28 protein-coding genes are annotated in these 26,926 nt (G+C 67.9%); 19 read left to right on the forward strand and 9 right to left on the reverse strand.

Annotation, left to right across the window (positions count from 1 at the left end):
• Nucleotides 1-31: 31 nt before the first annotated feature.
• A complete protein-coding gene (gene pdxH, locus JHW45_RS13190) occupies nucleotides 32-634 on the reverse strand; it encodes a pyridoxamine 5'-phosphate oxidase (protein WP_272858060.1) in 603 nt (200 codons plus the stop codon).
• 79 nt (nucleotides 635-713) lie between these two features.
• Between pdxH and fabI the strand changes: the two genes are divergently transcribed.
• The 3 genes from fabI to JHW45_RS13205 all read left to right on the forward strand — a co-directional run bounded on the left by fabI (nucleotide 714) and on the right by JHW45_RS13205 (nucleotide 3,370).
• Nucleotides 714-1,541: an enoyl-ACP reductase FabI gene (gene fabI / locus JHW45_RS13195; RefSeq protein WP_272858061.1), complete on the forward strand. Its 828-nt coding sequence runs from the start codon at nucleotides 714-716 to the stop codon at nucleotides 1,539-1,541.
• Between the two features lie 137 nt (nucleotides 1,542-1,678).
• Nucleotides 1,679-2,179: a xanthine phosphoribosyltransferase gene (gene gpt / locus JHW45_RS13200; RefSeq protein WP_272858062.1), complete on the forward strand. Its 501-nt coding sequence runs from the start codon at nucleotides 1,679-1,681 to the stop codon at nucleotides 2,177-2,179.
• A gap of 288 nt (nucleotides 2,180-2,467) precedes the next feature.
• On the forward strand, nucleotides 2,468-3,370 hold the full coding sequence (locus tag JHW45_RS13205) for a PRC-barrel domain-containing protein (RefSeq protein WP_272858063.1): 903 nt from the start codon (nucleotides 2,468-2,470) through the stop codon (nucleotides 3,368-3,370).
• Between the two features lie 87 nt (nucleotides 3,371-3,457).
• On the opposite strand, the gene trpE is transcribed toward JHW45_RS13205, so the two are convergent.
• From trpE to JHW45_RS13220, 3 genes are all read right to left on the reverse strand, one after another.
• The gene (trpE, locus tag JHW45_RS13210) at nucleotides 3,458-4,960 is read right to left on the reverse strand and encodes an anthranilate synthase component I (protein ID WP_272858064.1); all 1,503 of its coding nucleotides are present in this window, start codon (nucleotides 4,958-4,960) and stop codon (nucleotides 3,458-3,460) included.
• Nucleotides 4,960-6,936 carry a SurA N-terminal domain-containing protein gene (locus JHW45_RS13215; protein WP_272858065.1) on the reverse strand — a complete coding sequence of 659 codons (1,977 nt, stop codon included), beginning with the start codon at nucleotides 6,934-6,936 and terminating at the stop codon, nucleotides 4,960-4,962. Before JHW45_RS13215 ends, trpE begins: the two co-directional genes overlap by 1 nt.
• Before the next feature lie 255 nt (nucleotides 6,937-7,191).
• On the reverse strand, nucleotides 7,192-8,037 hold the full coding sequence (locus JHW45_RS13220) for a hypothetical protein (RefSeq protein ID WP_272858066.1): 846 nt from the start codon (nucleotides 8,035-8,037) through the stop codon (nucleotides 7,192-7,194).
• A gap of 118 nt (nucleotides 8,038-8,155) precedes the next feature.
• Between JHW45_RS13220 and JHW45_RS13225 the strand changes: the two genes are divergently transcribed.
• The 7 genes from JHW45_RS13225 (at nucleotide 8,156) to lexA (ending at nucleotide 13,766) form a co-directional block, all read left to right on the forward strand.
• The gene (locus tag JHW45_RS13225; protein WP_272858067.1) at nucleotides 8,156-8,746 is read left to right on the forward strand and encodes an anthranilate synthase component II; all 591 of its coding nucleotides are present in this window, start codon (nucleotides 8,156-8,158) and stop codon (nucleotides 8,744-8,746) included.
• On the forward strand, nucleotides 8,743-9,765 hold the full coding sequence (trpD, locus tag JHW45_RS13230) for an anthranilate phosphoribosyltransferase (RefSeq protein WP_272858068.1): 1,023 nt from the start codon (nucleotides 8,743-8,745) through the stop codon (nucleotides 9,763-9,765). The genes JHW45_RS13225 and trpD overlap by 4 nt, the downstream gene beginning before the upstream one ends.
• On the forward strand, nucleotides 9,762-10,397 hold the full coding sequence (locus tag JHW45_RS13235; RefSeq protein WP_272858069.1) for a uracil-DNA glycosylase: 636 nt from the start codon (nucleotides 9,762-9,764) through the stop codon (nucleotides 10,395-10,397). The genes trpD and JHW45_RS13235 overlap by 4 nt, the downstream gene beginning before the upstream one ends.
• A gap of 92 nt (nucleotides 10,398-10,489) precedes the next feature.
• Nucleotides 10,490-11,293, forward strand: coding sequence for an indole-3-glycerol phosphate synthase TrpC (trpC, locus tag JHW45_RS13240; protein ID WP_272858070.1), 804 nt, complete (start codon nucleotides 10,490-10,492; stop codon nucleotides 11,291-11,293).
• On the forward strand, nucleotides 11,290-11,763 hold the full coding sequence (gene moaC / locus JHW45_RS13245; protein WP_272858071.1) for a cyclic pyranopterin monophosphate synthase MoaC: 474 nt from the start codon (nucleotides 11,290-11,292) through the stop codon (nucleotides 11,761-11,763). Before trpC ends, moaC begins: the two co-directional genes overlap by 4 nt.
• Complete coding sequence (locus JHW45_RS13250) at nucleotides 11,760-12,941, forward strand: molybdopterin molybdotransferase MoeA (protein ID WP_272858072.1); 1,182 nt, start codon at nucleotides 11,760-11,762, stop codon at nucleotides 12,939-12,941. The genes moaC and JHW45_RS13250 overlap by 4 nt, the downstream gene beginning before the upstream one ends.
• Nucleotides 12,942-13,037: 96 nt before the next feature.
• Nucleotides 13,038-13,766, forward strand: a complete 729-nt coding sequence (gene lexA, locus JHW45_RS13255; RefSeq protein WP_272858073.1) for a transcriptional repressor LexA — start codon at nucleotides 13,038-13,040, stop codon at nucleotides 13,764-13,766.
• A gap of 124 nt (nucleotides 13,767-13,890) precedes the next feature.
• Here lexA and hemC read toward each other — a convergent pair whose 3' ends face one another.
• Nucleotides 13,891-14,832, reverse strand: a complete 942-nt coding sequence (gene hemC / locus JHW45_RS13260; RefSeq protein ID WP_272858074.1) for a hydroxymethylbilane synthase — start codon at nucleotides 14,830-14,832, stop codon at nucleotides 13,891-13,893.
• 75 nt (nucleotides 14,833-14,907) lie between these two features.
• Between hemC and hemE the strand changes: the two genes are divergently transcribed.
• Genes hemE through folD form a run of 4 tightly spaced genes read left to right on the forward strand, consistent with a single transcriptional unit; the run spans nucleotide 14,908 to nucleotide 18,030 of the window.
• Nucleotides 14,908-15,936, forward strand: coding sequence for a uroporphyrinogen decarboxylase (gene hemE / locus JHW45_RS13265; protein WP_419181805.1), 1,029 nt, complete (start codon nucleotides 14,908-14,910; stop codon nucleotides 15,934-15,936).
• Complete coding sequence (locus tag JHW45_RS13270) at nucleotides 15,933-16,811, forward strand: DMT family transporter (protein ID WP_272858076.1); 879 nt, start codon at nucleotides 15,933-15,935, stop codon at nucleotides 16,809-16,811. Before hemE ends, JHW45_RS13270 begins: the two co-directional genes overlap by 4 nt.
• 44 nt (nucleotides 16,812-16,855) lie before the next feature.
• Nucleotides 16,856-17,158 (forward strand): chorismate mutase, encoded by a 303-nt coding sequence (locus tag JHW45_RS13275; RefSeq protein ID WP_272858077.1) that lies wholly within the window; start codon nucleotides 16,856-16,858, stop codon nucleotides 17,156-17,158.
• Nucleotides 17,155-18,030: a bifunctional methylenetetrahydrofolate dehydrogenase/methenyltetrahydrofolate cyclohydrolase FolD gene (folD, locus tag JHW45_RS13280; RefSeq protein WP_272858078.1), complete on the forward strand. Its 876-nt coding sequence runs from the start codon at nucleotides 17,155-17,157 to the stop codon at nucleotides 18,028-18,030. Before JHW45_RS13275 ends, folD begins: the two co-directional genes overlap by 4 nt.
• A gap of 34 nt (nucleotides 18,031-18,064) precedes the next feature.
• Here folD and ruvB read toward each other — a convergent pair whose 3' ends face one another.
• From ruvB to ruvC, 4 genes are read right to left on the reverse strand one after another with little or no spacing between them, the layout of a single operon-like run.
• Nucleotides 18,065-19,096 (reverse strand): Holliday junction branch migration DNA helicase RuvB, encoded by a 1,032-nt coding sequence (ruvB, locus tag JHW45_RS13285; protein WP_272858079.1) that lies wholly within the window; start codon nucleotides 19,094-19,096, stop codon nucleotides 18,065-18,067.
• The gene (locus JHW45_RS13290; protein WP_272858080.1) at nucleotides 19,093-19,956 is read right to left on the reverse strand and encodes a M48 family metalloprotease; all 864 of its coding nucleotides are present in this window, start codon (nucleotides 19,954-19,956) and stop codon (nucleotides 19,093-19,095) included. The genes ruvB and JHW45_RS13290 overlap by 4 nt, the downstream gene beginning before the upstream one ends.
• Before the next feature lie 6 nt (nucleotides 19,957-19,962).
• Nucleotides 19,963-20,658, reverse strand: coding sequence for a Holliday junction branch migration protein RuvA (gene ruvA, locus JHW45_RS13295; protein WP_272858081.1), 696 nt, complete (start codon nucleotides 20,656-20,658; stop codon nucleotides 19,963-19,965).
• Nucleotides 20,655-21,173, reverse strand: coding sequence for a crossover junction endodeoxyribonuclease RuvC (gene ruvC, locus JHW45_RS13300; protein WP_272858082.1), 519 nt, complete (start codon nucleotides 21,171-21,173; stop codon nucleotides 20,655-20,657). The genes ruvA and ruvC overlap by 4 nt, the downstream gene beginning before the upstream one ends.
• A gap of 152 nt (nucleotides 21,174-21,325) precedes the next feature.
• Here ruvC and JHW45_RS13305 point away from each other — a divergent pair, with 152 nt between their 5' ends.
• Genes JHW45_RS13305 through JHW45_RS13325 form a run of 5 tightly spaced genes read left to right on the forward strand, consistent with a single transcriptional unit; the run spans nucleotide 21,326 to nucleotide 26,919 of the window.
• Complete coding sequence (locus JHW45_RS13305) at nucleotides 21,326-24,169, forward strand: monovalent cation/H+ antiporter subunit A (RefSeq protein ID WP_272858083.1); 2,844 nt, start codon at nucleotides 21,326-21,328, stop codon at nucleotides 24,167-24,169.
• Nucleotides 24,169-24,570, forward strand: coding sequence for a Na+/H+ antiporter subunit C (locus JHW45_RS13310; protein ID WP_272858084.1), 402 nt, complete (start codon nucleotides 24,169-24,171; stop codon nucleotides 24,568-24,570). The genes JHW45_RS13305 and JHW45_RS13310 overlap by 1 nt, the downstream gene beginning before the upstream one ends.
• The gene (locus JHW45_RS13315) at nucleotides 24,567-26,165 is read left to right on the forward strand and encodes a monovalent cation/H+ antiporter subunit D (RefSeq protein ID WP_272858085.1); all 1,599 of its coding nucleotides are present in this window, start codon (nucleotides 24,567-24,569) and stop codon (nucleotides 26,163-26,165) included. The genes JHW45_RS13310 and JHW45_RS13315 overlap by 4 nt, the downstream gene beginning before the upstream one ends.
• Nucleotides 26,162-26,653 carry a Na+/H+ antiporter subunit E gene (locus JHW45_RS13320; RefSeq protein ID WP_272858086.1) on the forward strand — a complete coding sequence of 164 codons (492 nt, stop codon included), beginning with the start codon at nucleotides 26,162-26,164 and terminating at the stop codon, nucleotides 26,651-26,653. The genes JHW45_RS13315 and JHW45_RS13320 overlap by 4 nt, the downstream gene beginning before the upstream one ends.
• On the forward strand, nucleotides 26,650-26,919 hold the full coding sequence (locus JHW45_RS13325) for a K+/H+ antiporter subunit F (protein WP_272858087.1): 270 nt from the start codon (nucleotides 26,650-26,652) through the stop codon (nucleotides 26,917-26,919). The genes JHW45_RS13320 and JHW45_RS13325 overlap by 4 nt, the downstream gene beginning before the upstream one ends.
• Nucleotides 26,920-26,926 lie beyond the last annotated feature (7 nt).

The following is a 26,926-nucleotide window of genomic DNA, read 5'->3' on the forward strand; positions in this document are numbered from 1 at the left end:
ATTTCGGGACTTGCACCTTTGTCGTCAAGCTTCACGGATACAGCCTGTCCACCTGCCAGCGACGATCCGCCTGTCTTGTCCAACGGAAACGGTCGTGCAAGCGGAACGCGCCGTCACTCCAGAACTCGATCTGCAGGGGGCGAAGGCGAAAGCCGCCCCAGAATGGCGGGCGCGCCGGATTGGTGCCGTGGACCAGCCCCTGACGCGCCGCGGCTGCGACCAGCGCGGCGCGGCTTTCCAGCGGTTGCGACTGTTTCGACGCCCATGCCCCCAGCCGGCTTTGCAGCGACCTGCTGGCGTAATAGGCATCGGCCTGCGCCCCTTCCTCGCGGGTCACATCGCCGCGCACGCGGATCTGGCGGCGCAGCGATTTCCAGTGCATGACGAACGCGGCCTTGCCCGAGGCGGCGATCTGCCGGCCCTTGGCGCTGTCGTAATTGGTATAAAAGACAAAGGCGTCGGCCTCGATCTCCTTCAGCAGGACCATGCGGACATCGGGCAGCCAGTCGGGATCGACGGTGGCCAGCGCGATGGCGTTGGGGTCGTTGGGTTCGGCCGCCTCGGCCTCGGCCAGCCAGGCGCGCGCGATGGCGAACGGGTCGTCGCCCGCAAAGATTCCGGTCCGGTCGCTCATCCATGTCCCCTTGCGCTTGCTGCGGCAGAACTCTTGCCCTAATCACGTGACAAAGGGTTGAAAGCGCGAGAGGCAGCACATGTCAAGCGAGCAGCATCCCGGCCTGATGGCCGGCAAACGCGGCCTTATCATGGGGCTGGCCAATGACAAGTCGATTGCCTGGGGCATCGCCAAGGCGCTTGGCGACCAGGGCGCCGAGCTTGCGTTTTCGTATCAGGGCGAGGCGCTGAAAAAGCGCGTCGGCCCGCTGGCCGAACAGTTGGGGTCCAGCTTGGTCCTGCCCTGCGATGTCGGCGACGAAGCCTCGCTGGAAGCGCTGTTCGACCGGCTGGCCGAGGAATGGGGGCGGATGGATTTCGTCGTCCACGCGATCGGGTTTTCCGACAAGGAACAGCTGCGCGGACGCTATGCCGACACCACGCGCGACAATTTCCTGAAGACGATGGACATTTCGGTCTTTTCCTTTACCACCGTCGCCCGGCGCGCCGCCGCGATGATGCCCGATGGCGGGTCGATGCTGACCCTGACCTATTACGGGGCGGAACGGGTGATGCCGCATTACAACGTCATGGGCGTTGCCAAGGCCGCGCTTGAGGCCAGCGTGCGTTATCTGGCCGAAGATTTCGGCAAGGACGGCATCCGCGTCAACGCCATCAGCGCCGGCCCGATCCGCACACTGGCGGCCAGCGGCATCGGCGATTTCCGCTATATCATGAAATGGAACGAGCTGAACTCGCCCCTGCGGCGCAATGTCACGCAAGAGGATGTGGGCAACTCGGCCCTGTATCTGCTGTCCGATCTGGGTGCGGGCGTCACCGGAGAGACGCATCACGTCGATGCAGGCTATCACGTCGTCGGCATGAAGGCGGTGGACGCCCCCGACATCGCGACCGTCAAGAAGGACTGATCCCGCCATGCCCAGGCCGGACGCGCGCGATTTCCTTGCGTCCGGATGCAGCGGGTGGGTTTGCGTTTCCATCGCTGCCGCTATGATGCCGCCAGATTCGCGGGCGTCCTTTGCCTGCGCCAGTGAAGGAGACGAGGATGATGGACCGCCTGCCCCATGAAAAGGGTTTCCATGTCAGTTGGGACCAGCTGCACCGGGACGCACGCGCGCTGTCGTGGCGGCTGGACGGGCGGGAATGGCGGGCGGTTCTGGGCGTGACGCGCGGCGGGCTGGTGCCTGCCATGATCGTCGCCCGCGAACTGGATATCCGCACCATCGACACGATCTCGATCCGGTCCTATCGCGGCGTCGGCACCGCCGCGGGGCAAGGCCAGCTTGAGGTGTTGAAACGTCCCGATGCCGGGTTGATGGCGGATGGCGAGGGAATTCTTGTGGTCGACGATCTGGTCGATTCGGGGCGCACGCTGGAACTGATCCGCGACATGTTGCCCAAGGCGCATTTCGCCACCGTCTATGCCAAGCCCAAGGGCAAGCCGATCGTCCAGACCTATGTGACCGAGGTCAGCCAGGACACCTGGATTTTCTTTCCGTGGGACATGGCGCTGCAATACGTCCAGCCCTATCGCGGCGAGGATTGAGGGCGAGGCTGAGGGACGTTGCCCAGACTTGCCGTCGCGCTGCGGGACTAGGGCATCGCGCGGGTCTCGGCAGGCTTGCGCCGAGCCTGAATCCTCCGGGAACCCTTTGATTTAAGACGGAATTGCGCGCCCACCACGTCGCGCGATGACGATTGCCGATGCAGCCGCAGGCGAAATCCCGCTTTAATCCGTCAATCGCCGGAACCGCCGATGCCGATCGCACATTGTCCCTTCGAAGCGCGCCGCCATCTGTCTGCCGCGCCGCGCAGTCACATATTGGAGGATACCATGCGTAAGCTTCTTTTGACGACCGCCTTCATGATGCCGATGTCGCTTGGCGCGGCTTATGCGCAGGACGCAGCCGCCACCGACGATCCGGCCGCCACGACCCAGCCCGCCGAGGGTGATGTCACCACCCCCATGCCAACCGATCCCGCAGCCGACACCGGCGTGGCCGCCGATCCGGATGCCGCCGCTGCCCAGAAAGAGGCGATGGCCGCCGAGGTCGCAGCCAGCGGCAAGGTCGCGCAGGAACAGGCCGCCAACGAGCTGCGCCTGGAATGGATCACCGACGCCACCGTCACCTCGCCCGACGGAAGCTCGATCGGCGACATCAACGATCTGATCGTGGATGGCGAAAGCGGCCAGATGATTGCGGCCATCATCGGCGTTGGCGGCTTTCTTGGAATCGGCGTCAAGCAGATCGCTGTTCCCTGGGACCAGTTGACGGTCAACTATGACGCGCAGGAAATCAGCAGCGACCTGACCAAGGAAGAGGCTGACGCAGCCCCCGAATACGTGTTCCGCGAGCGCGAACAGGCCCCAAGCGTGGCCCCCGCCGCCGGCGGCACCGTCGCCCCGGCCGATGGCACGGCTGCGCCTGCTGATGGAACGATGGCGCCCGCCGATGGCGCGGCCGCCCCTGACGCGGCATCGATGGAACCTGCCGACAGCGACACAATGGCGCCTGCCGAAGGCGAGGCGATGGAGCCGGCCGACGGTGAACCCATGGAGCCCGCCGAAGGCGAGGCCATGGAACCCGCCGATGCTGACACGATGGAGCCGGCGGAAACCGATGCCGCTGCACCCGCAGACTCTGCCGCCCCGGCAGACGCTGCGGAACCCGCAGCCGAAGCCGACACCGACATGGAACCGGCCGAAGGCGAAACCGAGCAGCCGGCCAGCAACTGATCGAGAGCGTAACACATCGGCTCTGCATCGCGCAGATCACCAAAGGCGGCCTTCGGGCCGCCTTTCATCTTATTTGAACCGACCGGATCAGCCGTTGCCGCGCACGAAACGCGCCGCCCCTTCGGCGGCACGCTGCAAGGCGCGGCTTTTGTTCACCGTTTCCTCGAACTCCGCCTCGGGGTCGCTGTCATAGACCACGCCACCGCCGGCCTGGATATACAGCGCGCCGTCCTTGACCACCCCGGTGCGCAGCGCGATGCACATGTCCATCTCGCCATTGGCGGCGAAATAGCCGACCGCGCCGGCATAGACCCCGCGCTTTTCCGGCTCCAGCTCGTCGATGATCTGCATCGCGCGCACCTTGGGCGCCCCCGACACCGTGCCCGCCGGCAAGCCTGCCAGCAGCGCCGACAGGGCATCCTCGCCATCGCGCAGATCGCCCACGACGTTCGACACGATATGCATGACGTGGCTGTAACGTTCGATGGTGAACTGTTCGGTCGGGCGCACCGTGCCGGGCTTTGCGACGCGGCCCACATCGTTGCGGCCCAGATCCAGCAGCATCAGATGTTCGGCCAGTTCCTTCTGGTCGGCCAGCAGATCGGCCTCCAGCGCGCGATCCTCGGCCTCGTCAGTGCCGCGTCTGCGGGTGCCGGCGATGGGGCGGATCGTCACCTCGCCATCGCGCAGCCGCACCAGAATCTCGGGGCTGGCGCCGACGATCTGGAACCCGCCCATGTTCAGGAAGAACATGAAGGGCGAGGGGTTCGTGCGGCGCAGGCTGCGATACAGCGCGAAGGGCGGCAGCGGAAAATCCATCCGCCAGCGTTGCGACGGCACGACCTGAAAGATGTCGCCGGCGCGGATATAGTCGCGGGCCTTTTCCACCGCCGCCAGGTAATCGGCGCGGGCGAAATTCGACACCGGCTCTCCGATCCGGGCATCGCGGCCCAGGGCGCGCGGCTCGGACGGCTGGCGGTCCAGCGCGCGCAGCGCATCCATGACGCGTTCGGCGGCGCGCGCATAGGCCGCGCGCGCATCCCCGCCATCGTGCCAGGCCGGCGCGCACAACGTCACCTCGCCCTTCACCCCGTCCAGCACCGCCACGACCGAGGGGCGCATCAGCATCGCATCGGGCAGATCCAGCGGGTCGGGGTTCACGTCGGGCAGATGTTCGACCAGCCGGATCATGTCATAACCCAGATAGCCGAACAGCCCCGCCGCCATCGCGGGCACGCCGTCGGGCATCGCCTCGATCCGGCTTTCCGCGATCAGCGCGCGCAGGCTGTCCAGCGCGGGACGCGGATCGGGCTGGAAATCGCCCGAAAACCGCGCCTGCCGGTTGATCCGGGCGCGGCCGTCGCGGCAATCCCAGATCAGGTCCGGCTTCATCCCGACCATGGAATATCGCCCGCGCACCTCGCCGCCCGTGACCGATTCCAGCATGAAGCTTTGCGGCGCGGCCTCGGCCAGTTTCAGCATCAGGCTGACGGGCGTATCCAGATCGGCGGCCAGCCGGATCGTGACCAGCTGGTTCTGCCCCGCCTTCCAGCCCGCCTCGAACGCGGGGAAATCCGGCGTCAGATCCATCACTGGACCTGCGCGTTGATCGCGTTGATCGCCTGCTGATTGATCTGCACCCCGCCCTGGCGCTGCGCGGCGCGGGCGTAATAGTCGAAGATGTCGGCCTGCATCGACTGGCTCAGCCGGTCGCTGACCGCATCGGTCACGCGCACCGCATCCTGATCCGACAGGTCGGCTTCGTGGATCGCGTCCAGCCGGACCAGAAAGACGCGGTTGTCGGCATCGACGATCTCGATCTCTCCCGGCCGGTCGATGGTGAAGACATGGCTGACGATTTCGGGGGGCACACCCTCGATCCAGCCGTCGCGGGTCAGCCCGGTTTCCTGCGTCCAGTCCAGCGCAGCGCCGCCGGCATCCGCGGTGGCGGCGGGTGCTCCGCCCTGCCCGTCGTCCTGCCCATCTTCCTGCGACTCGGGCGTCGCCACGCGCGAGCCGGACCCTTCCGGGGCGGGCGGCACATCGGGCGCGGGCGCGGCGGCAGAGGCGGCCTGCAGCTTCAGCTCCTCGGCCAGCGCCAGAAGCTGGCGATGCTTTTCCGCCGCCAGCCAGTCGGCGGCGACCTGATCGCGGACCTCATCGAACGGCTTCAGCGTCGGCGGCACGATGCTGTCCAGGCGCAGCGCAAAGACGCCGCCATCGTCCAGCCGGACCAGTTCGGGAAAATCGGCCTCGGTGATCTGGGCCGCGCGGTCGCGGAACGCCTGATATCCGGCGATGCTGCCTTCCGCGGGCGCATCGTCGGCGTTCCAGTCGATCTGGCCCAGCTGCATCGGCGTCTCCTCCACCACCTGTTCCAGCGTTGCGCCGCCGGCCAGCAGATCCTCGAATTCGGCCGAGCGGTCGTCGATCATCCGCGTCGCGCGGTCCAGTGCGGCCTCCTCGCTCAGCGCGGCGCGCGCATCCTCGAACGGGATCTCGATCGGATCGAGGATCGCGTTCATCGAAAACAGCGCCGGCCCAAGCGCCGTGTCCACCGGCCCGACCACACCCGGCTGTTCCAGCGCAAAGACCGCCTCGCCGGCCGCGCCCAGATCCTCGCGCGTCACCTCGCCCAGATCGACATCGTCCAGCGTCAGGCCGCGGGCGGCGACGAAGGATTCGAACTGCCGGCTTCCGCTGTCGATGGCGGCCTTCGCCTGTTCCGCCTCCTCGCGCGTCGGAAAGACCAGCCGGCCGACCATGCGGCGTTCGGGCTGGCGATACTGGTCGATATTGGCCTCATAGGCGTCGCGCAGCGCGTCCTCGTCCAGCTGGACCTCGTCGGTCAGCATCTCGGGCGTCAGCCAGACATAGCTGAGCCGGCGCATCTCGGGCGCCGTAAAGCGATCCGCGTTGGCCTGATGCCAGGATTCCAGCGTGTCGCGATCGGGCTGCGCCACCGGCGAGGTCAGCTGATCCTCGGACAGCTCAAACCACGACAGGTCGCGGGTTTCCAGCAGCCACGCAGCGCTTTGATTGACCATCGTGGGCGGCGCGACCACGCCGCCGACCACCGCGCGCTGGATCAGCAATCTGGCCTCTTCGGTGCGGATGGCGCGTTCGAATTCGGCCTCGGACATGCCCTCGCGGCGCAGCACCTGGGTATAGGCGGTGCGGTCGAAGCTGCCGTTCGGACCCTTGAAGGCGTCGGCGTTCAGAATGGTCTGCCGCACCCGGTCATCGCCCACCGACACGCCGATGCGCCGCGCCTGTTCCTCAAGTGCGGCGGCGGTGAACAGCTGCGCCTGCACCGCCTGCGGCAGCCCCATCGCCTGCGCCTGCGCCATCGTCATCGGCTGGCCGGTCTGGCGGGAATAGGCGTTCAGCTCGTTGCGCAGGCTGCGGGCGTATTCGTCGGCCGTGACCTTGGTTTCGCCCACCGCGCCGATCTCGGCCGAGCCGCCCGAAAAGCTGGTGACGCCGAACCCGCCCAGACCCAGGATCAGCAGACCCATCAGGATCCAGACGACGGTCGATTTTCCATGCGTGCGCAGGTTCTTCATGGCGCGGCCTTTCCCGGGTCTTGACCGGCCGTCTTTACGACTGCGATGGCGGCGCGACAAGCCTTGAGGGTGGGAACGCCGTAAGCCTTTCGGCCGGTTGCACGATTTCCGCGTGATCGTCCCTGGCGAAGGCCGGGCACAGAGGCCGGGCATCGCACTTGTCCGTCCGCCGTGGCATCGCGCCGGGCAACGCCGTCGCCATACCGTGAGCGGCGGGCGCGGGTGGCGGCGACGGAATGGGTCACGCGGTCCACCTCAGTCGCGTTCCATCGCGCGCAGATCGGTCAGATCGGGCGGCAGCGACAGATCCAGCGACGGCGCGGGCAGCGCGGGCGGATCGTCCGACGCCGCATCCGGCGCGACGCTGTCCTGCGCTGCGGGTTCGGGCGCCGGCTGTTCGGTCGCGCGCGAAACGTCCTGCACGTCGTCGGCCGTCGCCGGGGCCGCGCCCGGATCGTCACGGATCGCCGATGTATCGGGCACCGCGTCGGGCACGCCCAGCACCGACATCTGCGGCATGTCGGGCCGCGCCGGCACGTCCAGCGAACGGGGCTGGGCCATATCGGGCGCGGCGTCGCCCGCCTCGGGCAGTGTCTGGGCGGGTTCGGCGGCCCTGTCCTGCGTGTCCGGGCGGGTGTCGCCCTCGGTGATCGCGACCGGGGCCGGTTCGGCGGCGGGGGCGCTGACCGCCGGCGCGTCGGCCTGATCCATGCGCGAGGACGGCGCAGCCAGCGGCGCGGGCAGCACCGGCACCACATCGCCGCCGCGCCCGAATTCCGATCCGACCGGCAGCCCGACCGCCTCGGCGCGCGGCATCGCCGTCTGGTCCTGCGACTCCGGCGGCGCTGACACGGTGTCGGACGGTGGCGGCTCGGCTTGCTGGGCGTCGGGCGGGGTCGGCACCTCGTCCTCGGACACCGGCGCCGTATCCGGCTGCGACCCGACGGTGGTCCCGTCTTCGGCTGCGTCCTGCCCCCCGCCGCCCTGCGGCGCGGTGTCGGGCGCGGGCAGAGTCACCGGCGAAACCAGCGACAATGCCAGCAGAACGGCGACGCTCAGCGCCGCGCCATGTCCCAATCCCGTCCAGAAACCGCGTGCCATGCGCCTCATCTTCCTTCGGCCGGGCTTGACCCCCCGCCGCGCTTTGGCCCATCTATAGCGGACCGCTTTCCGGGGGGAAACCGCCCCCACGCCGTCACCCCAGATCAAGGCGCCCGCGATGATCCTTCTGATCGACAACTATGACAGCTTCACCTGGAACCTCGTGCATTACCTGGCCGAGGCCGGGGCCGAGGTTACCGTCCGCCGCAACGACCGGATCGGTGTGGATGAGGCGCTGGCGATGCGGCCTGACGGCATCGTGATCTCGCCCGGCCCGTGCGATCCGGCGCGCGCGGGCATCTGCCTCGATCTGATCCGGGCGGCGGCGGACCGGTCGATCCCGCTGCTTGGGGTCTGCCTGGGCCATCAGGCCATCGGCGAGGCGTTCGGCGGCCGGGTGGTCCGCGCCAACCGCATCCTGCACGGCAAGGTCGATGCGATCACCCATGACGGCACCGGCGTGTTCGCCGCCCTGCCCTCGCCCCTCAAGGCGACACGCTATCATTCCCTGACGGTCCAGCCCGAGACGCTGCCCGACTGCCTGCGCGTCACCGCGACATCGGATGACGGCACGATCATGGGGCTGATCCACACCGGCCTGCCGATCGAGGGCGTGCAGTTCCATCCCGAATCGATCGCGTCGGAATACGGCCACGACATGATCCGCAATTTCCTGTCCCGCTGCCATCTGGGCGAAGCCGCCGCATGAGCACGGATATCCGCCCGCTGATCGGCACCGCCGCCGTCCGTCCGCTGACCGGACCCGAGGCCGAGTCCGCGTTCTCGGCCCTGTTCGACGGCGCGGCGACGCCGGCCCAGATCGGCGGGCTGCTGATGGCGCTGCGCGTGCGCGGCGAAACCGTGGACGAGATCGCCGCCGCCGCCCGCGCCATGCGCGCCCGCATGAACCGCGTCCACGCGCCGCCCGGCGCCATCGACATCGTCGGCACCGGCGGCGACGGCAAGGGCACGCTGAACATCTCGACCGCGGCGGCCTTCGTGGTGGCGGGCGCGGGCGTGCCGGTGGCCAAGCACGGCAACCGCAACCTGTCGTCGAAATCGGGCGCGGCCGACGCGCTGACCCAGATGGGGATCAACGTCATGGGCGGGCCTGCGGTGGCGCAGCAGGCGCTGGACCGGGCCGGGATCTGCTTCATGATGGCGCCGATGCATCATCCGGCGATGCGCCATGTCGGCCCGCCGCGGGCCGAGCTGGGCACGCGCACGGTCTTCAACCTGCTGGGGCCGCTGACCAACCCGGCCTCGGTGCGCCGCCAGTTGACCGGCGCGTTCTCGGCCGACTGGATCCGCCCGATGGCCGAGGTGCTGCGCGATCTGGGCAGCGATGCCGCCTGGCTGGTCCATGGCGGCGACGGCACCGATGAGATCAGCATCGTCGGCGACACCGCCGTCGCGGCGCTGAAGGACGGCGAGATCACCGAATTCACCGTCACCCCCGAGGATGCCGGCCTGCCCCGCCACCCGTTCGAGGCGATCATCGGCGGCGAGCCGTCGCAGAACGCCGTCGCCTTCCGCGCGCTGCTGGACGGCGAAACCGGCGCCTATCGCGATGCCGTTCTGCTGAACGCCGCCGCCGCCCTGCTGGTCGCCGGAAAGGCCGCCGATCTGCGCGACGGCGCGGCGCTTGCGGCCGAGGCAATCGACAGCGGCGCGGCCAGGGCGCGGCTGACAGATCTTGCCCAGATCACCGGCCCGCCCGAGCCGTGACCCCGCCCGACGCCTGGGCCGATCTGCCCTTCTTCCGTCAGGACTGGCCGGCGATCCGCGACCGGCTGGCGGGGTGCGACTGGCTTCCGGGGCCGGCGCGGATCTTTGCCGCTCTGGCCGCCACGCCGCCGGAACGGGCCCGCGTCGTGATCCTGGGACAGGACCCCTATCCGACGCCGGGCCACGCCAACGGCCTGGCTTTTTCGGTGGCGCCGGGGATCGCGCCGCCCCGCTCGCTGGCCAACATCTTCGCGGAACTGCGCGACGATCTGGGGGGTGCGCCCGCCACCGGCGATCTGTCGCACTGGGCGGAACAGGGGGTGCTGCTGCTGAACACCTCGCTGACGGTTCCCCCGGGACAGGCGGGCGCGCATGCAGGCTGGGGCTGGGACAGGCTTGCCCGCCAGGCGATTGCGCGGGCGCAGACCCATGGTCCGCTGGCCTTCCTGCTGTGGGGGGCGCAGGCGCGCAAGACGGTGGCCGGCCTGCCGCGCGACGAGGATCTGGTGATCGCCACCGCCCACCCCTCGCCGCTGTCGGCACGGCGCGGCTTTTTCGGCAGCCGGCCGTTCAGCCGCGTCAATGAATGGCTGGCCGCCCGCGGACGTCCGCCGATCGACTGGACGACCTGATCTTCTTCTTTGCCGGAAATACCCCGGGGGAGTCCGCAGGACGGGGGCAGCGCCCCCTTCCCTCATCGGCCGCCGGGCGCTAGAACCGTGGCATGGACATTCTGGAAAAGATCCGCGCCTACAAGCTGGACGAGATCGCCGCCGCCCGGCGCGCGCGCCCACTGGCCGATATCGACGCTGCCGCCCGCGCGGCCCCGGCCTCGCGCGGCTTTGCCCGCGCCCTGTTCGACCGGGCCGCATCCGGGCCGGCCCTGATCGCTGAGATCAAGAAGGCCAGCCCGTCCAAGGGCCTGATCCGCGCCGATTTCGATCCGCCCGCGCTGGCCCGCGCCTATCAGCAGGGCGGCGCGGCCTGCCTGTCGGTGCTGACCGATGCACCCAGCTTTCAGGGCCGGCCCGAATTTCTGACCGACGCGCGCGCCGCCTGCGATCTGCCGGTGCTGCGCAAGGATTTCCTCTACGACACCTATCAGGTCGCCGAGGCCCGAGCGTGGGGCGCCGACTGCATCCTGATCATCATGGCCTCGGTCGATGACGCGCTGGCCGCCGAGCTTGAGGATGCGGCAAACCATTACGGCATGGACACCCTGATCGAGATCCACGACGCAACCGAACTGGACCGCGCGCTGCGGCTCACATCGCCCCTGATCGGCATCAACAACCGCAATCTCAAGACCTTCGAGGTCAGCCTTCACGTCACGCGCGACCTTGCGCCGCGCCTTCCCGCCGACCGCGATGTCGTCTGCGAAAGCGGGCTGTTCACGCCGGACGACGTGGCCGCGATGATGCAGGCGGGCGCGCGGCGCTTTCTGATCGGCGAAAGCCTGATGCGCCAGCCCGACGTGGCGGCGGCGACGCGGCACATCCTAAACATCCAGCCGGCGGGCGCGGCATGAGCCTGACGCATTTCGACAGCGCCGGTCAGGCCCACATGGTCGATGTCTCGGACAAGGAGGTCACGCTGCGCGAGGCCAAAGCCGAGGGGTGCGTGATCATGTCGCCCGAGACGCTGGCGCTGGCGCAGGGCGGCGCGAAGAAGGGCGATGTGATCGGCGTCGCGCGGCTGGCCGGGATCATGGGGGCCAAGCGCACCGCCGACCTGATCCCGCTGTGCCATCCGCTGCCGCTGTCGCGCGTCGCGCTGGACCTGACCCCGGACGCGGCCCTGCCCGGCATCCGCGTCACCGCGACCGTCCGCACGACCGGCCGCACCGGGGTCGAGATGGAGGCGCTGACCGCCGTGACCACCGCCTGCCTGACCGTCTATGACATGCTGAAGGCGGCCGAGAAATCCATGCGGATCGAATCGATCCGGCTGGTGTCAAAAACCGGCGGAAAGTCCGGCGATTACAGGGCCGCGCCGTGATTTCCGTCGGCGAAGCACGTGAACTTGTCCTGGCCCTCGCCCCCGCTCCGACGGCGGAAACCGTGCCTTTGCAGCACGCGGCGGGCCGCGCCCTGCTGGAGCCGGCCATTGCCCGGCTGACGCAGCCACCCTTCGATTCGGCCGCGATGGACGGATATGCGCTGCGCAGCGCGGATGTCGATGTCCCGTTGAAGATCGTCGGGGAATCCGCGGCGGGTCATCCGTGGCACGGCGAAGCCGCCCCCGGCACCGCCATCCGCATCTTCACCGGCGCGCCGGTGCCTGCCGGTTTCGACCGGGTGGTGATGCAGGAACATGTCACCCGCGACGGCGATGTTCTAACCGTTATGGACGCTGCGGGCGGCCCCCATATCCGGGCGCGCGGCGGCGATTTCGCGGAAGGCGATGTCGTCCTGCGGCCCGGGCGTCGCATCAACGCGGCCGATATCGGCCTGCTGGCGGCGATGAACGTCGCGCATATCAGCGTCGCGCGCCGCCCCGATGTCGCCGTTCTGGCCAGCGGGGATGAGCTTGTCCGCCCCGGCCAGACCCTGCGCGAGGGGCAGATCGTCAGTTCGAACGATCTGGCCATCGCCGCACAGGTGGCCGAAGCGGGCGGCATGCCCCGCATCCTGCCCATCGCGCGCGACACCGAAGACAGCCTGCGCGAACGCTTTGCCGAGGCTGCGGGCGCGGATCTGATCGTCACCATCGGCGGCGCCTCGGTCGGCGACCACGATCTGGTCGGCAAGGTCGCGTTTGAACTGGGCATGCAGCGCAGCTTCTATCGGATCGCGATGCGGCCGGGCAAACCGCTGATGGCGGGACGCATCGGCGATTCCGCCATGATTGGATTGCCGGGAAACCCTGTCTCGGCAATGGTTTGCGCGATCTTGTTCATGCAACCTCTGATCCGCAGGATGCAGGGGCTGGACGCCTCGGAAAAGCTGCTGCGCGCGCGTCTGGCCTGCGATCTGCCGCCCGAAGGCAACCGCCAGCATTACCTGCGCGCGGTCCTTGAGGACGGGCGGGACCTGCCGCTGATCCGCCCCTTCGGCGAACAGGATTCGGCCCGGCTGACGCTGATGTCGCGCGCCGATGCGCTGCTGGTGCGGCCCGCCGACGATCCCGCGCGCAAGGCGGAAGAGATCGTGCAGTTCGTGCCGCTGCCGCGCTGATATTAACCGGTTCTTCATTCTGCCCTGTTCTCTTTGTTGACGTGATTCGGTCGATGGGATAGAACATTAGTGGAACACTTGGGTAAGGACGGGCCGATGCTGACCAAGAAGCAGATCCAGTTGCTGGAATTCATTCACAGGCGGATGTCGCGCGACGGGGTGCCGCCCTCATTCGACGAGATGAAGGATGCGCTGGACCTGCGCTCGAAATCGGGCATCCATCGGCTGGTGACGGCACTGGAAGAACGCGGCTTCATCCGGCGCCTGCCGCATCGCGCCCGCGCGCTGGAAATCGTGCGGCTGCCCGATGCGCTGGCCGCGGCCTCCGATACCGAACCTGCGATGGCGGGAAAGCCGGCGGGTCGCGGATTTTCGCCGCGCGTGATCTCGAATGTCAGACCGGCCCGCCCGCGCGGTGCGATCAGCGTCGCGGACAGCCCGGCGATCGACCTGCCGCTGGTGGGCCGGATCGCCGCCGGCGTCCCGATCGAGGCGATTTCCGACGCGGCCCATCACGTCGCGGTTCCCGGCACCATGCTGTCGGGTCGCGAACATCATTACGCGCTGGAGGTGAAGGGCGATTCGATGATCGAGGCGGGGATCAACGACGGCGACGTGGTGGTGATCCGCGAACAGGACAACGCCGAAAACGGCGACATCATCGTGGCGCTGATCGAAGGACACGAGGCGACGCTGAAACGCTATCGGCGCAAGGGCGCGATGATCGCGCTGGAAGCGGCAAACCCGGCCTATGAAACGCGCATCCTGCCCGAGGAAAGCGTGCGTATCCAGGGCCGGCTGGTCGGTCTGATCCGCAGCTATTAACCCGACCGCAAGGGGCGCGCGTTTCGTGGGTTCGGGGATGCAACTGTTTTCGGCTCAACGCGCCGGGCGCGGAATGTCATGGCTTCAGTTGGCGGGCAATTCCCGCAAGATCAGCCGGACAGGGTCAGATATGGTCGAAGAAATCCGGTCCGGCTTTCGACAGAAGCTCCTCGGCCAGATCGCGACCCATGGCGGGGCCGTCGGCGATTTCGCCTTCGCGCCGGCCGCTGATCGCCACCGACCCGTCAGGCAGCAGGATTTCCCCGCGCAGCACAAGGCGGCCGTCGATCAGATCGGCAAGTCCGCCGATCGGCGTCTCGCAGGACCCGTCCAGCCGGGCCAGAAACGCACGCTCGGCCGCGATCCTCTGGGCCGTCCCGACATCGTTGATCGGACGCAGCAGCGCGGCGGTCGCATCGTCCGACGCGCGTCTTTCGATGCCGATGGCGCCCTGCGCGACGGCGGGCAACATCTCGGCCGGGTCGATCGGGCCGCGCGACACATGCACCATGTCCAGCCGCCGCAGCCCCGCCATCGCCAGGAACGTGGCCATTGCCACGCCATCTTCCAGCTTTTTCAGCCGGGTCTGCACATTACCGCGAAACTCGACCAGTTTCAGATCGGGCCGCCGATGGGCAAGCTGCGCCCGCCGCCGCAGGCTGGACGATCCGACCACCGCCCCGGTCGGCAGATCCATAATCGAGGCGACATGCGGGCTGACAAAGGCGTCCCGCACGTCCTCGCGCGGCAACAGGCAGTCGATGATCAGCCCGTCGGGCTGCAGGGTGGGCATGTCCTTCATCGAATGCACGGCGATATCGATGCGGCCCTGGATCAGCGCATCTTCAATCTCGCGCGTGAACAGGCCCTTGCCGCCGATCTCTTTCAGCGGCCGGTCGGTCACGCGGTCGCCGGTCGTGCGGATCGCCACCACCTGAAACGCCTCGGCCGGCAGATCATGCGCGGCCATCAGCCTTGCACGCGTCTCGTGCGCCTGCGCCAGCGCAAGCACCGAGCCGCGGGTTCCGATCTTCAGCGGGCGGGAGGGGTCGGGCCGTTGTGTCATGACCCTGCCATAGCCGCCGGCCGCGCGCTTGACAACGTCCGCCGGCTCGACTTGATGGGGGCGCAAGGAGGCGTCATGACCAAACTTCTGCTGCGCGCACTGGCGGGCGAGACATTGCCGACACCGCCGATCTGGATGATGCGCCAGGCCGGGCGGTACCTGCCCGAATATCGCGCCACGCGCGCCCGGGCGGGCGACTTTCTGTCGCTGTGCTACAACCCCGAACTGGCGGCCGAGGTGACGCTGCAACCGATCCGCCGCTTCGGCTTTGACGCGTCGATCCTGTTTGCCGACATCCTGCTGATTCCGCAGGCTTTGGGCGCCGATCTGTGGTTCGTGACGGGCGAGGGGCCGCGCCTGTCCACGATCACGGACGCCGCCGGGGTCGCGGCGCTGAAACCCGCCGCGGACGTTCACGAGACGCTGGCGCCGATCTATGACACCGTGCGCATCCTGTCGCGCGAACTGCCAGCCGAAACCACGCTGATCGGCTTCGCGGGCGCGCCCTGGACGGTGGCCACCTACATGATCGCCGGGCGCGGAACCCCGGATCAGCAGCCCGCGCACGCATTCAAGGCGGCGGATCGGGCGGCGTTCTCGGCCCTGATCGACCGGATCGCCGAGGCGACGATCCTGTATCTCTCGGCCCAGATCGAGGCGGGGGCCGAAGTCGTCAAGCTGTTCGACAGCTGGGCGGGCAGCCTGTCGGGGCAGGACTTCGACGATTTCGCCATCGCCCCCACGCGCCGCATCATCGCCGCGCTGAAGGAACGTCATCCCGCCGTCCCCGTCATCGCCTTCCCGCGCGAGGCGGGCGCGCGCTATGTCGGCTTTGCCCGTGCCACCGGCGCCGATTGCGTCGGGCTGGACACGTCGGTCGATCCGGGATGGGCGGCGGAAAAGCTGCAGGTCGATGGCTGCGTGCAGGGCAATCTGGACCCGCGCCACATGGTGACCGGCGGCCCCGACTTGGTGGCCGAGGCGCAGCGCATCACCCGCGCCCTTCGCGGCGGCCCGCATGTCTTCAACCTGGGCCACGGCATCACGCCCGACGCCGATCCCGACAATGTCGCCCGCATGATCGAGGCCGTTCGCAGCGCATGATCTGGGTCGCGGCGACGCTGATCGCGGCGATCGCGCAAACCGGGCGGAACGCCGCGCAGGCCGGGCTGACCGGGCGCGTCGGCACCATCGGCGCAACCGCCGTGCGTTTCCTATTCGGGCTGCCCTTTGCGGCGCTGTTCCTGCTGATACTGTCGCCGGTGGCAGAAATTCCGTCGCTTGGCCTGCGCGCGGTCGGGTTCACCGCGCTTGGCGCGGCCGCGCAGATCGCCGCGACCGCCCTGATGCTGCTGACCATGCGCGGCCAGGGATTCGGCATCGCGACCGCGCTGATGAAGACCGAACCGGTCACGCTGGCCATTTTCGGTGCGCTGGCCCTGTCCGAACCGCTTGGCCCGGCGCGCATGGCGGCCATCGCGCTGGCGACGACCGGCGTCGTGCTGGCATCCGGGGCGCGCTGGTCGCGGATCAGCCTGGCGCCGGTGCTGACCGGGGTCACATCGGGGGCGCTGTTCGGTGTCTCGGCGATCGGGTTCCGCGGCGCGTTGCTGTCCCTGCCCGAGGGCGGGTATTTCATCCACGCGCTGACGGTTCTGGTCCTGACGCTGGCCTTGCAATCCTTCGCCATGCTGGTCTGGCTGGGCGCGACCGCACCCGGGACGCTGCGCGCGATCTTTGCCGAATGGCGCATCTCGCTGGCGGCGGGGGCGCTTGGCGCGTTTGCCTCGCTGTTCTGGTTCATCGGGTTCGCGCTGACGCCTGCGGCCAATGTCCGCACGCTGGCCCTGGTCGAGGTGGTGTTCGCGCAGGTCGTGTCCGGCCGGATCTTTCACGAGACGACGCAAAGGGCGCAGCTGATCGGCATCGTGCTGATCGTCGCCGGGGTCGCATGGCTGCTGGCGGTGGCTGCGACCTGATCGCACTTGAACCCCGGCCGCTGCCGGTGCATGTGCGACCTGCCATGACAGAGATCGACGATATTCCCGACATGCACGCCCTGCGCACCCGGATCGACCAGGTCGACGCGCAGCTGATCGCGCTGTTCGCCCGTCGCAGCGCGTTGATCGACCGCGCCGCCCGGATCAAGGCCGCCGAGTCCCTGCCCGCGCGCATCGGCTGGCGCGTGGACGAGGTGATCGAGAATGCCCGTCGCAACGCGGACGCCGCCGGGCTGGACGGCGATCTGTTCGCGCAGATCTGGCGCCAGCTGGTCGAGGCCGCGATCGCGCAGGAAGACCGTCACCTGAAGGGGGACCGCGAATGACCGCCACCTTGATCGACGGCAAGGCGTTCGCCGCCCGATTGCGCCAGGGCATCGCCGGCCAGGTCGACGCCATGCGGGCGCGCGGCATCACGCCGGGGCTTGCCGTCGTGCTGGTGGGCGAGGATCCGGCCAGCCAGGTCTATGTCCGCGCCAAGGGCAAGCAGACCCGCGAGGTCGGCATGACCTCGTTCGAACACAGGCTTCCGGCGGATACCTCGGAACGCGATCTGCTGGCGCTGATCGGCCGGCTGAACGACGATCCGGCGGTGAACGGGATTCTGGTGCAGTTGCCGCTGCCCGAACACATGGACGAGGCGGCGATCATTAACGCGGTTGATCCCGCCAAGGATGTGGACGGGTTCCACATCCTGAATGTCGGGCTGCTGGCGACGGGTCAGAAGGCGATGGTTCCCTGCACGCCGCTTGGTTGTCTGATGATGCTGCGCGATCATCTGGGCGATCTGTCGGGCAGGCGCGCGGTGGTCGTCGGACGGTCGAACATCGTGGGCAAGCCGATGGCGCAGCTGCTGTTGCGCGACAGCGCGACGGTGACCATCGCCCATTCGCGGACGCAGGATCTGCCGTCGCTGTGCCGCGAGGCCGATATTCTGGTCGCGGCGGTGGGCAGGCCCGGCTTCGTCAAGGGCGACTGGATCAAACCGGGCGCCACCGTGATCGACGTGGGCATCAACCGGACGCCGGACGGGCTGGTTGGGGATGTGGATTTCGAGGCCGCCCGCGCGGTGGCCGGCGCGATCACGCCGGTGCCGGGCGGCGTCGGCCCGATGACCATCGCCTGCCTGCTGGCCAATACGCTGACCGCGACCGCGCGCAAGAACGACCTGCCCGATCCCGAAGGGCTGACGCCATAACGCCAACGGCTTCGCGGGCCGTCCGGGAACGGCCTCAGCCCTCGAACAGCCCCGGCTGACGCGGCGGCGCGGGTGCGGCGAGGCCCAGATGCGACCACGCCCGGGCCGCCAGTTGCCGTCCGCGCGGGGTGCGCGCGATCAGCCCCTGTTGCAGCAGATAGGGTTCGATCACCTCTTCGATGGCGTCGCGGCTTTCGGACAGGGCGGCCGACAGGGTTTCGACGCCCACCGGCCCGCCCGCGTAATGTTCGGCCATCAGCATCAGATAGCGCCGATCCGCGCCGTCCAGGCCAAGATCGTCCACCCCCAGCCGCGTCAGCGCGCTATCCGCGATCTGCCGGGTTAGGCGGCCATCGCCTTCGACCAGCGCAAAGTCGATCACCCGGCGCAGCAGCCGTCCCGCGATTCGCGGCGTGCCGCGCGCGCGGCGCGCGATCTCAAACGTGCCGTCGGGATCGGCCTCGATCCCCAGCATCCGCGCGCCGCGCTGCACGATGAGGTCAAGCTCGGCGGTTTCATAGAATTGCAGCCGCGTGGGAATCCCGAAACGGTCGCGCAGCGGCGTGGTCAGCAAGCCCAGCCGCGTGGTCGCGCCGACAAGGGTAAAGGGCTGCAATTCGATCCGGACGGTGCGGGCGGCCGGACCTTCGCCGATCACCAGATCCAGTTCGAAATCCTCCATCGCCGGATACAGCACCTCTTCGACGGCGGGGTTCATGCGATGGATCTCGTCGATGAACAGCACGTCGCGGGCTTCCAGATTGGTCAGGATCGCCGCCAGATCGCCCGCCCGCGCCAGCACGGGGCCCGAGGTCATGCGAAAGCTGACGCCCAGTTCGCGCGCCATGATCTGGGCCAGCGTGGTCTTGCCCAGACCGGGCGGGCCGAAGAACAGCGTGTGGTCCATCGCCTTGCCGCGCATCCGGGCGCTGTCGATGAAGACGCGCAGATTGGCGCGCGCCTCGGCCTGGCCGACGAAATCGGTCAGGGCCTGGGGGCGCAGGGCGCGATCCTCGGTCTCGCCCTCCAGCGGTTCGGGGCGCAGGGTCGGATCGGGTTGGCTCATGTGCGCGCCCACGGACCCTGATGCGAACCGCCCGCCATCCGTTGCAGCCGGGCGATGCGGTCCCCGGTCGGCGGATGGGTGGCAAACAGCCTGTCCATGCGCATCCCGTGCAGCGGGTTGATGATGAACAGCGCCGCCGAGGCCGGGTTGCGTTCGGCGGGCACATTCACGCTGCGCCCGGCCGTCCGCGCGATCCGGTCCAGCGCCGAGGCCAGCGCCAGCGGTTGTCCGCAGATTTCGGCACCGGCGCGGTCGGCCTCGTATTCGCGGGTGCGCGAGATCGCCATCTGCACCATCATCGCCGCAATCGGCGCCAGCACCATCGCCACGAGTCCGGCCATAAGCCCGCCGCGCCCCTCGCGCCCGCCGCTGAACAGCAGCATGTTGCCCATCATCGCGATGGCCCCCGCCATGGTGGCGGTGATCGTCATGATCAGCGTGTCGCGGTTGCGGATATGGGCCAGCTCGTGCGCGATCACACCGGCCAGCTCATCACGGTTCAGCGTGCGCAGCAGACCCTGCGTCACCGCCACGGCGGCGTTCTGCGGATTGCGGCCGGTGGCGAAGGCGTTGGGCTGTTCGGTCGGCAGCAGGAAGACCCGGGGCACGGGCAGCCTCGCGCGCGCGGCAAGTCCGGCCACCAGCGCGTGCAGATCGCCGCCCTGCTGCGGCGACAATTCGACCGCGCCCTGCTGGCGCAGCACCATCCGGTCGCTGTTCCAGAACGCGAACAGATTGCCCGCGCCCGCGAACAGGAACGCCAGGATCATGCCGCCGCGCCCGCCCATCAGCCAGCCAAGCCCCATGACCAGCGCCGTCATCGCGGCCATCAGAAGAAAGGTGCGCGCAGTTCCAGCCATGTGCCCTCAGCCTTTCGGAGCCAGCGATTTCAGTGCCGCCCGGATCAGGGTCGGCGTGTCCGCGCCGGGATCGCGGGCCTGCATCTCGGCCACGGCGGCGGCGGCTTCCGAGGCAGCGTAACCCAGATGGCCCAGCGCCGACAACGCCTCGGCTGTGGCGGTGGCCGAGGGCGCGGCGCCTGCGCGCGCCGATGCGGGCGGCGATTTTGCCGGTGCATCGGCGGCGGTCGCGTCAGCCGCGATCATCGGCGCGCCGGCATCGCCCGCATCGACCGTCAGGTTGCCGCCCAGGGCCATGATGCCCGGCGCCTTGTCCTTCAGTTCCAGCACGATCCGCTGCGCCAGTTTCGGCCCCACGCCCTGCGCCCGGCGCACCGACGACCAGTCGCCAAGCGCGATGGCGCGGCCCAGCCCCTCGGCGCCCAATGTGCCCAGGATGGCCAGAGACACCTTGGCGCCCACGCCCTGAACGCTGGTCAGCAGACGGTGCCATTCCTTTTCCAGCAGGGTGGGAAAGCCGAACAGTTGCAGCAGATCCTCGCGCACCAGCAGATCGGTGTACAGCGCCACCGCCTGCCCGGCCGGCGGCAGGCCGGCTGCCGTGCGTTCGCTGACATGGACGACATAGCCGACGCCGCGCACGTCGATCAGCACGTGATCGCGCGCGCGGTGCAGGATGATCCCGGCGATCCGGCCGATCATGCGACACCCCGGCGCGATCCGGCCTCGCGCAGGGACCGGCCCTGCAAATGGCGCGCGTGGCAGATCGCGATGGCCAGCGCATCGGCGGCGTCCGGCCCGTCGAAGACCACGCCCGGCAGTTGCACGCGAACCATGTGCTGGACCTGTTCCTTGCCCGCGTGACCGACCCCCACCACGGTCTTCTTGACCGCGTTGGGCGCGTATTCCCCGACCGCCAGCCCCGCCTGCGCCGGCGCCAGCAGCGCGATCCCGCGCGCCTGTCCCAGCTTCAGCGTGCCGGCCGCGTCCTTGTTCACGAATGTCTGCTCGACCGCGGCGGCGTCGGGGCGATGTTCCGCGATCACCGCGCAAAGCCCCGCGAACAGATGCGACAGCCGCGCCGCAAGATCCTGGAGCCCGCCGCCCGCCGACGACCGGATCACCCCGTTCGCGACATGGCCCATCCGCGAGCCATCGACCGAAATCACGCCCCAGCCCATATTCCTCAAACCGGGATCGATGCCCAGAACCCGCATGGCTGCCCCTCTCTTTTTCCAACGGGTTAGCACGAAAGCAGAACATCGGCCAGCGCAAACGCAATCGGTTCGGGCATCTGCTTGACTTCAACGCCCCGATTGGAAACACACGAGGGTAAAACCGACAACAAGACCAACAGGAACGAGGACCCATGTCGCCAGCCCTCATTGCCCTGCTGCCCTTCATCGGGGCCTTGTTGCCTGGTCTTCTGATCCGTTCCGGACGCACCGTCGCCGCGACCGCCTGCGGCACCGCGACCTTTCTGGCGCTGCTTGGATTGCTGCTGCACATCCCCGCCATCATGCGCGGCGAGATCATTCTGGCGCGCTTCGACTGGCTGCCACTGATCCAGCTGAACGCGAATTTTCGCATCGACGGGCTGGCGCTTCTGTTTGCCATCCTGATCCTGGGGATCGGGCTGCTGATCATCCTTTATGCGCGATTCTATCTGTCGCGCAGCGACTCGATCGGCAAGTTCTATACCTATCTGATGCTGTTTCAGGGCGCGATGGTGGGCATCGTGCTGTCCGACAACATCCTGCTTCTGCTGATCTTCTGGGAACTGACCTCGCTGTCGTCGTTCCTGCTGATCGGCTATTGGCGCCACCTGCCCGAGGGGCGGCAGGGCGCGCGGATGGCGCTGACGGTGACGGGCATGGGCGGGCTGGCGATGATCGCGGGCATGCTGATCCTGGGCCGGATCGCCGGCAGCTATGACATCAGCGACATCCTGAACGCGAAAGAGGCGATTCAGGCCAGCCCGCATTATACCACCGCCCTGATCCTGATCCTGATCGGCGCGTTCACCAAATCGGCGCAGTTCCCGTTCCATTTCTGGTTGCCCCACGCGATGGCCGCGCCCACCCCCGTCAGCGCCTATCTGCACAGCGCCACGATGGTCAAGGCGGGGCTGTTCCTGATGGCGCGGCTGTGGCCGGTGCTGGCGGGGACCGAACAATGGTTCTGGATCGTCGGCACGACCGGGCTGATCACCATGACGCTTGGGGCGGTGATCGCGACGTTCAAAGACGATCTCAAGGCGCTGCTGGCGTTCTCGACGGTCAGCCATCTGGGTCTGATCACCATGCTTCTGGGGTTCGGCACCGAGGCGGCCGCCATCGCCGCGGTGTTCCACATCATCAACCACGCCACCTTCAAGGCGGCGCTGTTCATGACCGCCGGCATCATCGACCACGAGACCGGCACACGGTCCATCGCGCGGCTTGGCGGGCTGCGAAAGCTGATGCCCGTCACCTTCCTGATCGGCACGGTCGCGGCGCTGTCGATGGCGGGCATCCCGCCGCTGAACGGTTTCCTGTCGAAGGAGATGATGCTGTACGAGGTCAGCCATCTGGAAATGGCGCGCCAGATCTTCATGGTCGTGGCGACCTTCGCGGCGCTGTTTTCCGTCTGCTATTCGCTGCGCTTCATCGTGCAGGTCTTTCTGGGCGATGCGCGCGACGACTATCCCCACCATCCGCACGATCCGGGCTTTGGCATGTGGGCCGGTCCGGGGCTGCTGACGGTGCTGGTCGTGCTGATCGGGCTGTTTCCGAACACCATGGCGGGCTGGCTGGTCGATGCCTCGGCCAGCGCCGTCACCGGCCACGCGGCCCATGCCCATATCTCGCTGTGGCACGGCGTGAACGCGGCGCTGATCATGTCGATGATCGCGGTCGCGGGCGGCGCGATCCTGCTGTCGATGCACCGGCCGCTGCTGTCGGCGTGGAACGGCGCCCCGCGCCCCGAGGCCAAGGCGATCTTCGACTGGATCGTGCTGCGCTGCGTGCTTGCCGGGCGGGCGGTGACGGACGGGGTGACCAACGGCTCGATGCCGCGCGCGCTGGCCGCGTTCACGCTGACGACGCTGTTTGCCGGCGTCTTCGCCTGGTTCACGGGCGAAACCGGGACGTTCAGCCGGCCGATGCTGCCGGTTCATCCGGTGCCCTTCATCGGCTGGCTGATGCTGATGGTGGCGACGGGCTGCATGGTGTTCTTTCACCGCGTCCGCGTGCTGGCGCTGGTGCTGGTGGGCATCGTCGGGCTGGTCACATCGGTGTTCTTCGGATATTTCTCGGCCCCCGATCTTGCGCTGACCCAGATCTCGGTCGAGGTGGTGACGGTCATCCTGCTGTTGCTGGCGCTGAATTTCCTGCCCAAGCGGACGCTGACCGAAACCAGTTCGGTCCATCGCGGATGGGACGCCTTCATCGCCACGCTGGCCGGGCTGGGATTCGGGTCGCTGACCTATGCGGTGCTGCGCAGCGATTTCGCCTTTCCGACGATCTCCAGCTACATGCTGGAAAACAGCTACAAGCTGGGCGGCGGCGACAACGTCGTCAACGTCATCCTGGTCGATTTCCGCGGCTATGACACGTTCGGCGAGATCACGGTGCTGGGCATCGCCGCGCTGGCGATCTTTGCGCTGACCCAGACCCTGCTGGAGGGGCGTTCGGCCCGGCGCCTGACCAACTGGGTCCACGAACAGCGCCGCGCGGGCGACCGCCATCCGCTGATCCTGGTCATCGCGACGCGGGTGATCCTGCCCATTTCGCTGGTCGTCGGGCTGTATATCTTCCTGCGCGGGCATAACGAGCCCGGCGGCGGGTTCATCGCCGGGCTGGTCGTGGCCATCGCGCTGCTGATGCAATACATGGCCTCGGGCTATGCCTGGGCGCAGGACCGGCAGCGCCTGCCCTATCACGCGCTGATCGGCGCGGGCGTCGTGGCCGCCGGCGTCACCGGGATCGGGGCGTGGTTCAACGGCCGGCCGTTCCTGACCTCGGATTACGGCTACATCAAGCTGCCGTTCCTTGAGGAATTCGAGCTGGCGACTGCCATGGGCTTCGATCTGGGCGTGTTCCTGTGCGTCGTCGGCGCAGTGATGCTGGCGCTGAATTCGCTGTCGCGGATCGCGCGCAAGGCGGGCGAGACGGTGAACAAGCGGCCGATGGATATCGACCTCAGCAGCGAACAGCCGAAGGAGACGACCTGATGGAACTGCTTGTCGCCTCGGCCATCGGCGCGACCGCTGCCGCCGGCACCTATCTGATCCTGCGCCTGCGCACCTTCGCGGTGGTTCTGGGCATGACCATGCTGACCTATGCAATCAATGCCTTCCTGTTCACGACCGGGCGGCTGGTCGTGCACATGCCGCCGATCCTTCACGGACACGCCCAGGTCGATGTCGCCGACTATACCGATCCGCTGCCGCAGGCGCTGGTCCTGACCGCCATCGTGATCTCGTTCGGGATGACCGCGGTCGTGGTGATGATGGCGCTTGGCGCCTTCATCGAAAGCGGCGACGACCATATCGACATGCCCGATGACGACCGGATCATGCCGAAGCTGAAGACCGTCGACGACCCTGCGCTGACCGAGGACGAGACCGCATGACCCACTGGCTGATCGTTCCGGTCCTGCTGCCCGCCCTTCTGGGGCCGCTGATGGTCCTGTGGATGCGTCACGATCTGTTGCAGCAGCGCGTCTTCGGCGTCATCGGCAGCCTGCTGATCCTGGCCGTCGCGCTGAAGCTGAACACGATGGCGGCGGATGGCGATGTTCACGTCTATCGGCTTGGCAACTGGCCGGCGCCGTTCGGCATCGTGCTGATGCTGGACCGGCTTGCGGCGCTGATGCTGCTGCTGACGGCGGTCCTTGCCCTGGCGGTGCAGCTTTATGCCATCGGGTCGGGATGGGACCGCAAGGGGTGGCATTTCCATTCGCTGTGGCTGTTCCAGCTGATGGGGCTGAACGGCGCGTTCCTGACCGGCGACGCGTTCAACCTGTTCGTGTTCTTCGAGATCCTGCTGATCGCCAGCTATGGGCTGATGATCCATGGCGGCGGGCCGATGCGGCTGCGCGCGGGCGTGCAGTATATCAGCTACAACCTGGCCGGATCGACGCTGTTTCTGGCCGCGCTTGGGACACTTTACGCGGTGACGGGCACGCTGAACATGGCCGACATGGCCGAACGCGTGGCGATGATGCCGGCCGAGGACACGGCCCTGCTGCGCACCGGCGCGGTGCTGCTGCTGCTGGTCTTCGCGATCAAGGCCGCCATCGTGCCCTTGCATTTCTGGCTACCCTCGACCTATGCCAACGCGCCCGGCCCGGTCGCCGCGCTGTTCGCGATCATGACCAAGGTCGGCGTCTATGCCATCATCCGCTTCTTCACGCTGGTCTTTCCGCAGGATTCGGTGATTGAGACCATCGCCACCGACCTGATCCTGCCCACGGCGCTGATCACCCTGACCCTGGGTCAGATCGGCGTTCTGGGCACGCGCAGCCTGACCCGTCTGGCGTCCTTCGCTGCCATCGCCTCGATCGGGACGCTGATGATCGCGGTGGCGCGGTTCGACACGCCGGGGCTGACGGCGGGGCTTTACTATCTGATCCATTCGACGCTGGCGGGGGGCGCGCTGTTTCTGGTCGTCGATCTGATCGCGGCGCGGCGGGGCGGGGATTTCTGGCTGCGCCTCAGGCCGGCCATTCGCAATACCGGGCTGGTCTCGGCGCTGTTTTTCGCCACCGGCATCGCCATCGTCGGCCTGCCGCCGCTGTCGGGCTTTCTGGGCAAGCTGATGATCCTCAGCGCAAGACAGGCCGATCCGTGGATGCCCGCGATCTGGTCGGTGATCCTTGTCACCTCGCTGATCGCGCTGGTGGCCTTTGCCCGCGCCGGGTCGATCCTGTTCTGGAAATCGCACGAGATGGACCCCGAACCCGGCAACGACACCGATGAGGGAGAGCCGCCGGCCCCCGGCCCGATCCCGACCAAGCTGGAAACCGACGAGCCGATCCAGGATGTCGACGATTCCGCCGCGCCGTGGCTGTCGTTCATGGCGACGGGCACGCTGCTGGCCGGGTCGGTCGCGCTGACGCTGTTCGCGGGGCCGGTCACGCGCTATCTTCAGGACACCGCCATTCAGCTGAACACGCCCGAACTTTACCACGAATCGGTGCTGCGCCGGCAGGAGGGGTCGCGATGATCCGCCGTCTTTTCCCCCATCCCTATCTGTCCGCGCTGCTGGTCGTGATCTGGATGCTGCTGGTCAACCATTTCGCGTGGGGGTCGCTGGTCTTTGCCATCCTGCTCAGCATCGCGATCCCGGCCCTGACCGAGCCTTACTGGCCCGACCGCGCAAAGCTGCGCCATCCCGGCAAGATCGCGGCCTATCTGCTGCTCGTGTTCTGGGACATCATGGTTGCCAATGTGCAGGTGGCGATGATCATCCTGTTCAAGCCCAACAGCCGCCTGCAACCGGCCTGGATCACGATCCCGCTGGACATCCGCTCGCCCGAGGCGATCACGGTGCTGGCCGGCACGATCACGCTGACGCCCGGAACGGTCAGTTCGGATCTGTCGCAGGACGGACATGCGCTGCTGGTGCATTGCCTGCACGCGCCGGAACCGGAATCGGTGATCCTGGACATCAAGAACCGCTACGAGGCCCGGCTGCAGGAGATCTTCGAATGATCGGATACGCGCTTTACTTTGCCTTCGCCTGTTTCGGGATCGGCCAGTTGTTCTGTCTTTACCGCGTCGTCTTCGCGCCCGGCGTGGGCGACCGGGTGCTGGCGCTGGACACCATGGCCATCAACATGATCGCGCTGATCGCGCTGTTCGGCATCCTGCACGACACCACCATGTATTTCGAGATCATGATGCTGTTCGCGATGGTCGGGTTCGTGTCGACCGTGGCCTATGCCAAGTTCCTGCTGCGCGGCGACGTGATCGAATAAGAGGGGG

Origin of the sequence: Paracoccus stylophorae, assembly GCF_028553765.1 — a bacterium.
GTDB lineage: Bacteria > Pseudomonadota > Alphaproteobacteria > Rhodobacterales > Rhodobacteraceae > Paracoccus > Paracoccus stylophorae.